This is a genomic window from Lentzea sp. NPDC102401, from assembly GCF_044765805.1.
GTDB lineage: Bacteria > Actinomycetota > Actinomycetes > Mycobacteriales > Pseudonocardiaceae > Lentzea > Lentzea sokolovensis.
Map to the genome: position 1 here is coordinate 45,816 of NZ_JBIWKS010000014.1, position 14,210 is coordinate 60,025.

Annotated in this window: 11 protein-coding genes; 5 read left to right on the top strand and 6 right to left on the bottom strand. The window is 67.6% G+C overall.

Annotated features, from left to right (window positions below):
- Nucleotides 1–36 precede the first annotated feature (36 nt).
- Entirely contained in the window at nt 37–627 is a 591-nt protein-coding gene (locus tag ACIRG5_RS37745; RefSeq protein WP_402914076.1) for a GNAT family N-acetyltransferase, read from the top strand.
- 155 nt (nt 628–782) lie between these two features.
- Here the strand turns inward: ACIRG5_RS37745 and ndk are convergent, their stop codons facing one another.
- On the bottom strand, nt 783–1,193 hold the full coding sequence (ndk, locus tag ACIRG5_RS37750) for a nucleoside-diphosphate kinase (RefSeq protein WP_330270318.1): 411 nt from the start codon (nt 1,191–1,193) through the stop codon (nt 783–785).
- Nucleotides 1,194–1,521: 328 nt separating this feature from the next.
- Between ndk and ACIRG5_RS37755 the strand changes: the two genes are divergently transcribed.
- From ACIRG5_RS37755 to ACIRG5_RS37770, 4 genes are all read left to right on the top strand, one after another.
- Nucleotides 1,522–1,947 (top strand): hypothetical protein, encoded by a 426-nt coding sequence (locus tag ACIRG5_RS37755; RefSeq protein WP_402914079.1) that lies wholly within the window; start codon nt 1,522–1,524, stop codon nt 1,945–1,947.
- A gap of 302 nt (nt 1,948–2,249) precedes the next feature.
- Entirely contained in the window at nt 2,250–2,987 is a 738-nt protein-coding gene (locus tag ACIRG5_RS37760) for a hypothetical protein (protein ID WP_402914081.1), read from the top strand.
- Nucleotides 2,984–3,313 (top strand): roadblock/LC7 domain-containing protein, encoded by a 330-nt coding sequence (locus ACIRG5_RS37765; protein WP_319981688.1) that lies wholly within the window; start codon nt 2,984–2,986, stop codon nt 3,311–3,313. Before ACIRG5_RS37760 ends, ACIRG5_RS37765 begins: the two co-directional genes overlap by 4 nt.
- A gap of 132 nt (nt 3,314–3,445) precedes the next feature.
- Nucleotides 3,446–3,817 (top strand): hypothetical protein, encoded by a 372-nt coding sequence (locus ACIRG5_RS37770; protein WP_319981689.1) that lies wholly within the window; start codon nt 3,446–3,448, stop codon nt 3,815–3,817.
- A gap of 60 nt (nt 3,818–3,877) precedes the next feature.
- Here ACIRG5_RS37770 and ACIRG5_RS37775 read toward each other — a convergent pair whose 3' ends face one another.
- The 5 genes from ACIRG5_RS37775 to ACIRG5_RS37795 all read right to left on the bottom strand — a co-directional run bounded on the left by ACIRG5_RS37775 (nt 3,878) and on the right by ACIRG5_RS37795 (nt 14,159).
- Nucleotides 3,878–5,320 (bottom strand): DHA2 family efflux MFS transporter permease subunit, encoded by a 1,443-nt coding sequence (locus ACIRG5_RS37775; RefSeq protein WP_402914085.1) that lies wholly within the window; start codon nt 5,318–5,320, stop codon nt 3,878–3,880.
- A gap of 40 nt (nt 5,321–5,360) precedes the next feature.
- On the bottom strand, nt 5,361–5,816 hold the full coding sequence (locus tag ACIRG5_RS37780; protein WP_402914088.1) for a MarR family winged helix-turn-helix transcriptional regulator: 456 nt from the start codon (nt 5,814–5,816) through the stop codon (nt 5,361–5,363).
- Nucleotides 5,817–5,893: 77 nt separating this feature from the next.
- Complete coding sequence (gene pulA / locus ACIRG5_RS37785; protein ID WP_402914091.1) at nt 5,894–11,293, bottom strand: pullulanase-type alpha-1,6-glucosidase; 5,400 nt, start codon at nt 11,291–11,293, stop codon at nt 5,894–5,896.
- Between the two features lie 94 nt (nt 11,294–11,387).
- Nucleotides 11,388–12,629, bottom strand: coding sequence for a hypothetical protein (locus ACIRG5_RS37790; protein ID WP_402914093.1), 1,242 nt, complete (start codon nt 12,627–12,629; stop codon nt 11,388–11,390).
- Nucleotides 12,630–12,650: 21 nt separating this feature from the next.
- The gene (locus tag ACIRG5_RS37795) at nt 12,651–14,159 is read right to left on the bottom strand and encodes an alkaline phosphatase D family protein (RefSeq protein WP_402914096.1); all 1,509 of its coding nucleotides are present in this window, start codon (nt 14,157–14,159) and stop codon (nt 12,651–12,653) included.
- Between the last annotated feature and the right edge of the window lie 51 nt (nt 14,160–14,210).

Sequence of the window (14,210 nt, forward strand, 5' to 3'; positions counted from 1 at the left end):
AGGTCTGACAATTCTCGACGCAATTACGATCGCCCCATGCCCACGACGAACCTGCAGTGGCTCTCGGAAGCCGACGACACCCTCCGCACCGAGATCCACGCAGTCGTGCACGACGTAGTAGCGGCAGGCGGGGCGGTCGGCTACCACGAGCCCCCGACCCGCGAACGCATCTCGACCTGGCTGGACACCGTCCTGAAGCAGGTCCGCGACAACAACGCCGCCTTCGCGACAGCGACAGTGGACGGCGTAGTACGAGCCGTGGGCCTGTGGCGCCGAGGCACCACCGCCGTCTTCCAGCACCGCGCAGAAATCCAGCAGATCATGGCCCACCCCTCAGCCCGTGGTCTGGGCCTCGGCAAGCTGGTGGTGGAGGGCCTGATCGCACACGCCCGCGCCCAGGGCATCGAGATCGTCATGCTCGGCGTGCGAGGCAACAACCACGGCGCCATCGAACTCTACGAAGCCTTGGGCTTCAAGGAATGCGGCCGCATGCCGAACGCGATCGCCGTGGGGACCGAGCGCTGGGACGACGTGTGGATGTACCTGCCGCTCGGCTACCCGGAGGGCACCACCCTGAACGGCGCGGCGGCGGGTGGCCTGGGCGCCAGCCCACGACGAGGGGCCTGAGCCCGGTCCACTCGCGGAGCCGAAGGCGAGCAGTCCTCACCGTGCGGTCTTGGGTGGGGTGGTTTCGTCACGAGTCGTGCCACCAACGCGTTCCCGCCCAACGCAAGAGGGGGACGCCCGCGCAAACGCAGGCGTCCCCCCAACGGCCAGAACCCTCAGAGGTTCGGGAACCAGATCTTGATCTCGCGCTCGGCGGACTCGGCCGAGTCCGACCCGTGCACCAGGTTGTACTGGACCTCGGTCCCGAAGTCGCCACGAATCGTGCCGGGCGTGGCCTTCTCGACGGGGTCGGTCCCACCGGCGAGCTGACGGAAGGCCGGGATGGCCCGGACACCCTCCACCACGATGGCGACCAACGGCCCACCGGTGATGAAGTCGACGAGGTCGCCGTAGAACGACTTGCCGTCGTGCTCCGCGTAGTGCTGCTCAGCGGTGGCGCGGTCGGCGGTGCGCAGCTCCAGGGCGGCGAGCTTCAGCCCCTTGCGCTCGATGCGGGCGATCACCTCGCCAACGAGACCACGGGCAACGCCATCGGGCTTAACGAGAACCAGGGTGCGCTCGGACACGACGGTGTGACTCCTTGAAGAACAGGTACGGGATGTGGGCACAGGTTGACGTGCTTCACGCCGTGAACGGCGAGGATTCTCGTCCGTGCCGCTCACACGACACCCCGATGGCTTCCTGCTTCATCGACCTGTGCCCGACTGCTCGGTCTTACCTGGTCTCCACAGGCGTTTTGTGTCTCCGCCCGCCCGGCGGCGACTGTCACGCTGTGTCGGTCGCGACATTTCGAGGCTTCCGGTATTAGCCCTTCGCCCCGCACACCAGCCACTATAGGGCACGCTCGGCCGCGACCGGCCTCCCGCACAGGCCTCCACAACCGGGCTGAAGCTGATGATCGTCACGCCGGCGACGTTCTTCTTCTACCTCCGCACGCGCAAGGACCCCGAGCGTGCGAACACGACGGCGCTTCTCACGCTGATCGTGCTCATCGCGCTGATGGTGTCCCACACGCTCACGTACCACCGTTGGTGGCTTGCGCTCGGGGCCGTGGTGATCGGCGCGGCCATGGTGCTGGCCATTCGCAACGCGCGGTGGCTGCTCAAGTGGTTCGCCTGGCTGCTGGCCGGGTCGGCGCTCGCGGTCGCCGCCATCGTCAGCACGCCGTGGGTGCCCCAGGAGCGGATCAACGACGCCGAGGAGGTCTACGTGTTCGAGACGAGCCCCGGCTTCCTGAAGGTCCTCGGCGCCCACGACCGCAAGTTCAAGATCCTGCGCACGGAAGACGTCCGGAAGCGCGAAGAACTTGCCGAGCACTGACAATTTCCATAGACGTAAAATAAATGCATCAGCGACATTGCCACACGATCTGGAATGCTTCACTCGATCGTGTGATTTCGGGCGTGCCCGTACGACTCCTGCGGGTAAGAAGTAACAGCGGCGGTCGCTCTTCAGATGAGCATAGGTGCCCATTTGGGTGATGAGTAGGCCAGGATTCCGCCGAGTAATCTCGAATTAACCCGGAGTGACTTCTGAAACGCGACTACCGAGCCGCATTCGACGTCCTCGCGCACACCCTGGCGCAATGCCACATTGATCGGCTCACCGGGGCATTGCGCGTCATGGGCAACGCGGGCGGAGTGTTCCACCTGCGTGACGGCGCGGTGGTCGCGGTGGACAGCGCGGGCTCACCCGGAGTGGAGGTGCTGCTGCTGAGCTCGGGCAGGGTCAGCGTGGAGGACTGGAACGCGGCGCTGGTGGAGAGCGTCGAGGCGGGGTCGCTTCAAGCGGCGCTCGTCGCTCGCGGGCACCTCGGGCCCGACGAGATCCAGGCCGTCGCGATGACCGCCATTCAGGACGGCGCGTTCGCCGTCGCCGCCGGTGACGTCGAACGATGCGTCGTCGAGGACAACGCCGACGAACCCCTGCTGCCCTCGGCCGACGGTGTCGCGCCGGAGGTGTTGCTGTCGGACACGGCCGGGCGACTGGACGTGGTCGCCTCGCTGCCGGTCCCGTTGTCGCCCTACCTGGACCGCGTGGTGGCCGCTCCTGGAGCCGAGCCGTCCACCGCGGAACGACGGGAGATCATCGCGCTCGCCACCGGCAGACGCAGTGCGCGGGACATGGCGTTCGCGACCGGACGGAGCCTGCACTCGGTCACCGTCGAGATCTCCCGAATGCTCGGTGAAGAACTGCTGGAAATCGCCCCGCCGGCGACCGCTTTCAGTTTTTCACACTGGGGCCTGCCCTCGTTGCGCCCCCGCACAGAAACAGGGCAGACCAGCGGAAAGGAACTGCATTGGACTACGACGCCCTGGCCGCCGAACTGCGGAAGCTTCGAGAAAACGTCGCCGGAGTGACCGACACGGTGCTGGCCGCGTCCGACGGAATTCCCATTCTCACCGACGTGGCGAAGAACGTCGAGCCCGCACACATCTCCGCACTCGCCGCCGCCGACCTCGGCATCGCACGCCAGGCGGCGGAGGTGATCGGCCTGGGCAAGCTCAACCAGACCGTGGTGTTCGGCAGCAGCGGCTACATGGCCGTCTACGCCGTGAGCAGGACGGCGCTGATGGTCGTGCTCGGGGACAAGGGACTCAACCTCGGGCGTCTTCTCCACGAGTCCCGTCCCGTGATCGAGCGGATCGGCTCGATCATGGCACCCAACGCACCGTCCACCGAATAAAAATGGTCGCAGCACATGTCCGAATTGGGTTCATTGCTCTCGGCAATGTGGAGACGTGTCCGCATGCGATCGAGGAGCGAGAAACCGGTCACGTCGCCTCGATCACCAGTTGACACAGAAAAGTGGAGTCTGATGAACATCGATATCGCAATGAAAGAGGCCATGTCCATCTCCGGCGCCGTCGGCGTCGCGCTGGTCGACTATGACAGCGGGATGTCGCTCGGCACCAGCGGCGGAGGTGACTGGCTGAACCTGGAGGTCGCGGCGGCCGGGAACACCGAGGTCGTCCGGTCGAAGCTCCGAGTGATGCAGACCCTCGGCCTGAGCGACACCATCGAGGACATCCTGATCACGCTGCACCGCCAGTACCACCTGATCCGGCTGATGAGCGGCATGAAATCCAGAGGCTCGCTCTTCCTGTACCTCGTGCTGGAAAGGGATTCTTCGAACCTCGCGCTGGCACGCCACCACCTCAAGCGCATCGAGTCCGAGCTGCAGATCTAGTCCGCGGCAAGAAGAAAGGGTGTCGGGGCTGACCTCGACACCCTTTTCTCCGCATTTCCGTCAGTGCACCAGAACGGGTCCGGCGTCCCGCGACACGGTGACCTGCCGCAGCACGAACACCGCCAGTCCCAAAGCCACCGCCACGAGCACGGCCGAGATCCAGAACGCCAGGTGGAAGCCCGAGGTCAGCGCTTCCAGCCGCCCGACGCCCGAGGCCAGCAGCGACGACGTGTAGGTGGTCGAGGTCGTGGCCAGCACCGCGAGGCCCAGGGCACCGCCCACCTGCGCGGTCGTGTTCACGAGACCGGACGCGAGGCCCGCCTCGTCGTGGGAGGCACCGGACATCGCCAGCGTCATCAGCGCCGGGAACGACAGGCCCAGGCCGATGCCCAGCGGCGCGACGGCGGGCAGGATGTGCGCGAGGTACGAGCCGTCGACCGGCACCTGCGTGAACACGACCATGCCGACCAGCATGAACAGCAGCCCCACGATCAGCATGTTGCGCTCGCCGAACCGGGTGTTCAGGCGTGCCGACAGCGACACCGAGAACACCGCGATCGCGGCGGCGACGGGCATGAACGCCAGGCCGATCTGCAACGGCGTGTACTGCAGCACGAGCTGCATGTAGAGCGTGCCGAGGAAGAACAGCCCGAACATGCCGGCGACCATCGAGATCTGCACGAGGTTCGCGCCGGTCACGTTGCGGGACTTGAACACCCGCAACGGCAGCAACGGCTTCGCGGCGGTCCGCTGGCGCAGCACGAATCCCGCCAGCAACGCCACCGCGACGGCGCCCAGGCCCAGCGTGTGGGCGGAGCCGAAGCCGTAGTGCTCCGCCTTGACGATCGTGTAGACGCCGAGCATCACCGCGGCGACGATCAGCAGCGCACCAAGGACATCCGCGCCTTCACGCAGGCCGAGGCCGACGGAGTCCGGCACCAGGCGCACGGCGGCGACGGCGGCCACGATGCCGATCGGGATGTTCACGAAGAAGATCCAGTGCCACGACATGGCGTCGGTCAGCACACCGCCGAGCAACAGGCCGAGGGACGCGCCCGCCGCCGCGACGAAGCTGAACACGCCGATGGCGCGCCTCTGCTCGTCAGGCTCGGGGAACATCGTCACGACCATGCCCAGCGTCACGGACGTGGCCAGCGCACCGCCCGCACCCTGCACAAAGCGAGACACGATCAGCATCTCGGCGCTGAGGGACAAGCCGCACAGCAGCGACGCGACCGTGAAGACGCCGAGGCCGATCAGGAACACCTTCTTGTGCCCGATCAGGTCGCCCAGACGCCCCGCGAGCAGCAGCAGACCGCCGTAGGCGATCAGGTACGCGTTCACCACCCAGGCCAGACCGGCCTGGCCGAACTTGAGGTCTTCTTCGATCGCGGGCAGCGCGACGTTCACGATCGTCTGGTCCAGCACGATCATCAACATCCCTGCGCACAGCACGATCAGCGCGAGCCAGCGCGAATCCGTCTTCGGTCCCCCTGAAGTCATAAGAGGAACCGTAGCAGATGGTTTTGTACGGGACTATCTTCTACCCAACGGCATGACGCAGAGCACGCTTGCGCGGCGGCTTCGCACACGGCACGACAGTACCCAGACGACCTTCCACCAGCCTCGTCAGGCCGTTGACCAGGCCCGCACGCTCGTCGTCCGGCAACGAACCGAGGACACTGCCCACGACTTCCGCGTACACGTCGTCGGCCTTCGCCACGATCTCGCGCCCCGAGTCGGTCACGACCACAACGCGCGCACGACGGTCCGTCGGCGACGGCCTGCGCTCGGCGTACCCGGCGGATTCGAGGGCGTCCATCGTCACGACCATGGTCGTCTTGTCGATGTCGACCACGTCGGCGATCTCCGTCTGCGTGCGTTCCGCGTCCAGCGCGACAGACAACACGCAGCGGGCTCGCGGAGTCAGTCCGATCTCCGCGAGCCTCGCCGTCAGCTCTGTCTCCAGCGCGTGCGACGTCCGATGCAGAAGCATCATCAGGTCAGTACACCCCGTCGTGCCCATGAGCACTACGGTACCAAACTAATCCAGAACGAAACTATTTCTCAGCGGGACTATCGCTCCAGCACGACCACCGAACGCGCGGCACCGACCTTCTTCTCGCTGGTCACGGGCTTCCAGTCACCTGGGGGCAGCGTCACGGCCTGGTCCGTCGGGTACGGGTTGATCACCACGACCAGCCCGCGACGAGCCGGGTCGACATCGGGCCCGGCCGTGTCGTCGACGTGCATGACGATCACGCCGGACGCGGCCGCGGGGAACGACACCTTCTGCTGCACCAGATCCGCCGACCCCAGGGAGAACAGGGGCGACGACTGTCGGATCCGCAGCAGTTCCAGGGTCGCGTCCAGCGAGGCCTTCATGTCCGCGGAGGACGGCTTCGGCCCGGCCAGCAGCGGCTTCGCGTACGGCCACTTCGACTCGTTGTCGGCCTTCGGCGGCAGCCCGCGGCCGAAACCGTTGTCACGCAACGACGGGTCGTAGGCGTTGAACCAGTCCCCCGAGTCGTAGCTGTTGCGGTCCAACGACTTCGAGCGCAGGAACTCGGTACCCGCGTGCACGAACGGCCGCCCCTGCCCGAGCAACGCCGGTGCCAGCGCCACCGTCTGCATCTTCACGCGGTCGGCGGCGGACGTCTCGGGCTTGAGCTTGTAGGTCAACGCGTCGAACAACGTCTCGTTGTCGTGCGCGTCGACGTACGTGATCGCCTCCAGCGGCTGTCCGGTGTACCCGGCGGCCGTGCCGTTGTAGTTCACGTCCCGGCCGGTGACGACAGGCCCGGCCGTCGACTGGAAGCGGTACGAGGCCATGTTGCCCGCCATGCCCAGCTTCACCAGGTCGCTGTAGTTCTCCAGCCGCGCGGCCACGTCGCCGTTGGCGGGCGAGGAGTTCACGTCGCCGGCCAGACCGGAGCCAAGACCCTGCACGCGCGGGTCGTCGTCGAACGGACCGCCGCCGCGCACGGCATCGCGCAGCCGGTCGCTGAACGTGCCGACGCCCGTGCCGGCCATGTTCGCCTGCGTGGCCTGCTCGAACCGGGCGTTGCCGGCGACCTCGCCGAAGTCCCAGCCCTCGCCGTAGACGCCGATCTTGCGCCCGTCCACGCCGTCACGTTCGACGGTCAGCGCGTCCAGAGCCGCGCGCACCGCGAGGATGTTCGCCTTGGGGTGGTGGCCCATCAGGTCGAACCGGAAGCCGTCGATCTTGTAGTTGCGCGCCCAGCGCACCACCGAGTCCACGACGAGCTTGCCCATCATGGCGTTCTCGGTCGCGGTGTTCGCGCAGCACGTGGAGTTCGCGACCGAGCCGTCGAGGTTGAGCCGCTGGTAGTAGCCGGGCACGACCTTGTCGAGCACGGACGTCGGTGCGTCGCCGAACGCCGCCGTGTGGTTGTAGACGACGTCCACCACCACGCGGTTGCCGTTGTCGTGCAACGACTTCACCATCTCACGGTACTGCTTCGAACGCGCCGAGCCGTTCTGCGCGTCCGCCGTGGCGTACGAGCCTTCGGGCACGTCGTAGTGGAACGGGTCGTAGCCCCAGTTGAAGCCGTCCTTCGCCGCGACCGCGCCGACGCAGGCCTGCTGCTGGTCGGAGTCCGCCGGCAGCGAGGGCAGGTCGCAGGCCGGAGTGGCCTGGTCGGAGCGCTTCTCGGGGATCGTCGCGATGTCGAACGTCGGCAGCAGGTGCACGGTGTCCATGCCCGCCGCGGCCAGCGTCCTGAGGTGCTTCATGCCCGTCGAGTCGCGGTGCGTGAACGCCTTGTAGGTGCCGCGATCCGCTGCCGGGACGGACTGGTCGTTGATCGAGAAGTCGCGCACGTGCAGTTCGGTGATCGCGCCGCCCATGCCCTTCGCGACATCCTTCGACCACCCGGCAGGCATGGACTTGCTGTCCTTGAGATCGGCGAAGTGCGAGTGCGTCGAGTTCACCGACAACGCCACGGAGTACGGGTCGGTGACCACGACCGTGCGCTGCCAGTTGGCGACCTCGAACTGGTAGTACTTGTTCTTCCAGTCACCCGTGCCGGTCCACGAACCCGAAGCGTCGTCGCGCTTGAGCTGCACGACCTTCTTCGGTTCCCCGGACGGCTGGTCGAACAGGCGCAGCTTGACGTTGGAGGCGGTCGGCGCCCACAACCTCACCGACGCGCAGTCGTGGTCGAACGTCGGCCCGAACGTCAGTTTCGTTGCGGCAGCAGCGAACCGGTCATCGAGCACGCCCGCGATCTGCACGCTCGTGCGGTGCCGGATCGCGCCACCCGCGTCGACGTGCACGGCGGAGAGCCTGTCCCGCAACGCCTCGTCCACGAACCCGCGCACGGCGAACACCGGCTTGCCCTTGAGGTGCGGGAACTGCGCCGGAACCTCTTCAGTCGTCGGGGACAGTCGCAACACCCGCGAGCCGTACTCCAGGCGGTAACCGTCGGACTGCACGGACGGCACGTCCCAGACGACCTTGTCCTTGGAGATCCAGATCGCCTTGGCCTTGGTCAGGTCGTCATCGGCGGCCGGGCCGACACTGGACGGCAGCAGGTACGTCTCGTTGCCCTGCAACTGCCACACCTCGTTCCCCTTCTGCCCCAGGTCGAGGAACTGGTCGGGACCCGGATCCTTGGCGTCGCCGCGGTGAACGATGTAGCTCAGCCCCGCCGCGCCGACCGCGAGCGGCACCGACCAGTAGACGCCGAACTGGTCACGCCCGTCCGGCACGCGCGACTGGTTCCAGCCCGGCGACGGCTCCGCGGAACCCGTCCAGTGGTACATCGTCCAGTCGGTGTAGTCGCCGTCCGCGCGGTTGTAGTGGATCACCGCCCGGTTCTCGGCGGCGGCCTTCGTAGCGTGCACCTTCCCGCCCGCGACCCACGAGTGGCCACTCGTGAACTTGCCGGAAGCCTCCACGGTCGTGCCGCGCACGACGGAGAAGTCGGTGGTCGGCGGAAGTTCCGCGATGCCGTTGGTGAACGGCACGTCAGCCCGTCCGGCAACGCGCACCACCGCACCGGACGCGTCGCCGACGTAATGCACGACCGCCTTGCCCGTCGCCGCCTGCTCGGACGGGTGCACGGCCGGATCGCCCTGCTTCAGCCAGATCTCGGGCGTCACGCTCGGGTCGACGAACCGGTCGACGGACGTGTCCTTCTCGTCGCCCTTGTGCGCGATGAGTCCGACCGACCTGGCGCCCGGCTTCAGCTTGATCCACGCGAAGCGCCCGTAGGCGTCCTCCCCCGCGAACGGCAGCGGGGCGTTCCACTCGGTCGGCGTCTCGACGTCGCCCCAGGCGTGCAGGCCCCAGCCGTCGTAGTTGTCGCGCGCGTAGTGCACGACCAGCCAGTCCGGGTTCTTCGTGCCGGGATCGGGGATCGGCGGCGCGGCCACGAGCGACACGAACGCGCCGTCCGCGCCGATCTCACCGGACTTCGCCACCACGCGCAGTTCGACGCGCTTGCCGACGGCCGCGCCCGGAAGTGCCGACAGGTCAGCGAAAACGCGGTAGGGAGCGGCGTCGTCGGTGCCGAGCACCGTCCAGTCGCGGGTGCCCTCGACGCGGGCGGCGAAGGTGGCGGCCGCGTTGGGCGCGCTGATGCCGTCCGCCCGGAGTTCGACGCGCTTGTCCAGCACCGTTCCGGCGGCCGGGGCGACCAGGACGGGCGCGGGCTTCGACTTCGCGACGTCGCTGGTTCCCTTGAGCACCACAGAGGACAGCGCGGGCACGGTCACCGTGACGCGGCCGTTCTGGACCTGCGCGTTCTCGAAGGCCGAGGACGACACGGGCACGGCGACGGTCGCGGGCGAGGTGCCGGCGTTCGCGACGACGAGGTGTTCGCGGCCGAGGATGCGGCTGAACGCGAAGACGTCACCGTCGGCGTACCGGAGCACCTGGTTGCCGTCACGCCACACGGGATCGCGGTCGACCTGCGCGGCCAGGGCCTTGAGCTGCTGGTACAGCGGGTGGGTCGTGCTGAAGTTGTCCTGGGCGCCGGTGCGGTCGCTGCCGACGAGCTTCTCCGCCATGTACTCCGGCGTCCTGGACGCGAACATGTCCTGACGCGCCAGCTTGTCGCCGCCCGTGCCCGCGAAGCCCTGCTCGTCGCCGTAGTAGACGACCGGGTTGCCGCGCCACAGGTACATCAGCGTGTTGCCGAGTTTGAGGCGCTCCAGCAGTTCCGCGTCCGAGATGCCCGGCTTGTCGTTGCGGATCATCCACGCGACGCGGCCCATGTCGTGGTTGCCGAGGAACGTGGGCAGCGAGGAGGCGTTGGAGTCGGCGTCGGTGTAGCGGTCGTCGTCCAGCAGCACCTCACCGAGGCGCTGGGAACCCTTGCCGGACAGGAAGCTCAGCGCGCTGCTCTGGAACGGGAAGTCCAGCGTGGCCTGCATCTTGCCGGTGGTCGTGTACTTCGAGGTGTTCTCGGGAGAGGAGTCGAAGACCTCGCCGAAGACGAAGAAGTCCTTCTTGCCCTTGCGGTTCGCGTACTGCTTCACGTGCGGCGCGAGAGCCTGCCAGAACTCCAGGTTGACGTGCTTGACCGTGTCGACGCGGTAGCCGTCGATGTCGAGCGTGTCGATCCAGCTGGTGAAGATGTCCTTCATGCCGTTGACCACGCGCGGGTGCTCGGTCATCAAGTCGTCGAGGCCGGAGAAGTCGCCCTGCTCGCTCGACTCGCCCGAGAACGTCGAGTCGCCGCGGTTGTGGTAGAGCGTTGAGTCGTTGAGCCACAACGGGTACTTCGTCTGGCCGTCCTTGACCGGGGTGTACGGGAAGGACTTCTTCGCGTCGAGCTTCGGGAACGTGGATTTGCCCGCGTAGTCCGCGATGTCGAACGGCTTGCCGTCCGCGTCCAGGTACGGCTGCGCGCCCGTGCTGACGTATTGGGTCTTGTTCTCGGCATACTTGATCACGTCGGCGGTGTGGTTCGCGACGATGTCGAAGAAGACCTTGATGCCACGCCGGTGCGCGTCCTTGATCAGGTCGCGCATCTCCTGCGTGGTGCCGAAGTGCGGGTCGAGTTTGGTGAAGTCGAGCGTCCAGTAGCCGTGGTAGCCGGCGCTGTCGCCCTGCACCCAGCGGTTGAGGAACATCGGCGTCATCCAGATCGCCGTGATGCCCATCCCGTCGAGGTAGTCGAGCTTCCCGCGCAGGCCCTTGAGGTCTCCGCCGTGGTAGAAGCCCTTGTCAGCGGGGTCGAAGCCGTTCTCGGCGGCGTTCGAGCGGCCGCGGTCGTTGCCCGGGTCGCCGTTCGCGAACCGGTCGGGCATCACGAAGTAGAAGCGCTCGCCCCGCAGGTCGTCCCGCTTGGGAGGCAACGCGAGTCTCGCGTCCCCGTCGCGCACACCGGGCGCTATGTCCACCACCTCCCCCACGGCCAGACGTTGCGGTGGTGCGGCAACGGCCCGAACGGGTGTGAAGGGCAGCAGAACCAGTGCAGCGAGCGCGGCGACGACCCGACGCATCGCGACCTCCTTGTCGCAAACTCTTGCAGGGTTGCTGCACGAAACCACGACAAACAGCGGGAAACAATACATCGAGCACTGCAAATGTTTGCGATCAGCCCGCCGGACGTTGGTAGGTGATCGCCATCCGCAGCGGATGCGAGCGCCACTCGTTGACCGCCATCCCGGCGATCAGGCCGATGCCCACGACGGACTCCCGGGTCGCCGGCGCGCTGCGGCTCGGTGAGCCGGCGAGCGGTCCTTCGGTCGGCGCCGGCGAGAACTGGGCGATGGCCATCGGCTGGCCCTCGTGCGGCTGCACGGCCAGCAGGACGTGCGGATCCGCCTGCCCGCCCTGGTTCTCGATCGGTTCGAGGGAGAGGTACTCGCCGCGTTCCGCCGCCTCGCCGCACATCTGACCGGCCCACCGGAAGGCGTCCAGGACGTCCTCGTCCGAGAGCTCGGCGTCCGCCTGGTGCAGCGTGACCTGGGTCAGGCGCGTGCCGTGCGCGGTCATCTCGCCGTTGGTGGTGAAGCGGTCGGGGATCATCGCCTCGCCCGTCTCGGGGTCGATCATGAGCATGTCGCGGAACCTGGTCTCGGCGAGCGGCGACCGGCCCATCAGGCCACGGCCGAGCATCTCCCGCAGCTTCGGGTCCGTCATCCGCCAGAACGTCGTCTCCTCGCCGATCTGCAGGCCGACGAAGTCCTTGACCGGCAGGCTCGGCAGCGCGGTCACCAGCGTCTGACCTGGCGCGACCGGTGGCGGCGGCTGAACTTGGAACGGCGGCAGGGAGGCGAACTGCGGATCCACCTGTGCCGTGCGGACCACGTGATGCGCCCACGCCCGTGCGCGCGACAACGGGTGGTCGGGGAACCGTGCGTCGTGGCGTGGGTCATCGCCCGCGTGGAACGGCAGCACGCCCTGCAGTTCAGGCGCGTACGGGTGCGGCTTGATCCAGTTCTGGAACCCGATCTCGGCGGCCAGGATCGCCTCGCGGGTGCCCGTCATGCCGCGTTCCATCGCCCCGAGCTGCAGCACCGCGCTGCAGTTGGCCTTGGGGATGGTGAAGGAGCAGACGAAGCCCTGCCCGTTCGGCTGGTTCGGCAGCGGCATCTTGACGATCCGCAGCAGCGCGGGCACCCCGCCGAGCTGGACGACGTGCGCCTCGATCAGGCAGCCGGTCTCGCCGTGGATCAGGGCGAGGTGGTGCCTGAGCCTCTGCAGGTCGTCCAGTCCGGCGGGTAGGTCCGGGTCCACGCCGTAGTAGGTCAGTTCGGCCTGGTCACCGCTCGGGTGCTGCCAGTTGTTCTGGTCGAGCTGACGGAAGCCGGAGGTGTCGAACGAGATGGGCACCCACCGACACTACGTCTCGCGTCAGGCGGCCCTGAGCGTTTTGGACCAGAGCGAAGCGCCCGTCGCGTCGCGCAGCCACACCGTGAGCTCGTGCTGCGACGCCTTGACCTCGCCGAAGTGCTGGAACCCGTCCAGCGGCGTGGTGTTGGCGGCGGGCGGGGCGTGCACGAACACGGCCTGCGGGCCGAACGTCGGGTCGAGCGTGTTCGGGCCGAACGCTCCGGCGTGCAGCGGGCCGGACACGAACTCCCAGAACGGGTCGAAGTCACCCACGGCCGCGCGGTCTGGCGAGTAGTGGTGCGCGGCGGTGTAGTGGACGTCCGCCGTCAGCCACACGGTGTTCTTGACGCGGCGGCGCTTGAGTTCCCTGAGCACCCACGCGATCTCGTGCTCACGGCCGTTGGGGGCGCCCGGCAGGCCGTTCGCGACGCCCTCGATGTCGGCGCCGTCCGGCACGGTCAGTCCGATCGGCAGATCCGCCGCGATGATCTTCCACGTGGCGGTGCTGCGGCTGAGCGCGTCGACGAGCCACTTCGCCTGCCGGGCGCCGAGGATCACGCCCGGCTGGTCCTTGGGCGAGGTGTTCTTGTCCTTGTAGGTGCGCATGTCGAGCACGAAGATCTCGACGTTCCGCCCGTACGCGAACTTCCGGTAGACGCGGCCGTCGACCGCGCGCTTCCGGTCGATCGGCATCCACTCGTGGAACGCCTGGAAAGCGCGCTGTGCCAACACGTCCACGCGCTTCTCGGTGTACTGCGGAAGTTCCAGGATCTCGCCGGGGTACCAGTTGTTCGTGACTTCATGATCATCCCACTGTGCGTAGACCGGCACCTGGGAAGCGAAGCGCTTCACGTTGTCGTCGAGGAAGTTGTAGGCGAACTGGCCGCGGTACTCGTCGAGCGTCTCGGCCACCTTGGACTTCTCAGGCGTGACGACGTTGCGCCAGATCCGGCCGTCCGGGAGCGTGACGCTCGCCTGCATCGGGCCGTCGGAGTAGACGCTGTCGCCGCTGTGGACGAAGAAGTCGGGCCTGCGGTCGGCCATGGCCTGGAAGATCGGCATGCCGCCGATGTCGGGGTTGATGCCCCAGCCCTGGCCCGCGACGTCGCCGGACCACACGAACCGCACGTCGTCGCGGCCGAGCGGGGCGGTGGTGAAGCTGCCCGTGACGGGTTCGCTGCGGGTGCGGCCGTGCAGGTCCTCGGCCGTGACGCGGTAGTAGGCGGGGCGGCCGGGCAGCAGGCTCGACACCCTGACCTGCCCGGTTCCGCCGGTGTCCGGGGTGAGCAACGGGCCGCGGACGCGGCGGGAGAAACGGAAGTCGGGGTCGTTGGACACCTCGACGAGCATCCGCGAGGGACGGTCGGCGCGCGTCCACACGATGCCGCCGTCCCAGGTGACGTCGCCGGACTGCACGCCGTGGGTGAGGATCGGGCGGTCGGTCTTCGCGAGGCTGATGCCCGAGGGCACCAGCGCCGCGGCCGTGCCCAGTGCGCCTGCCTTGAACAACGTGCGACGGTCGAAGGTCATGCGCGGTTTCTAGTCGCCGGTTCTGGCCAGTTCTGAAACCCGAGGTGAACT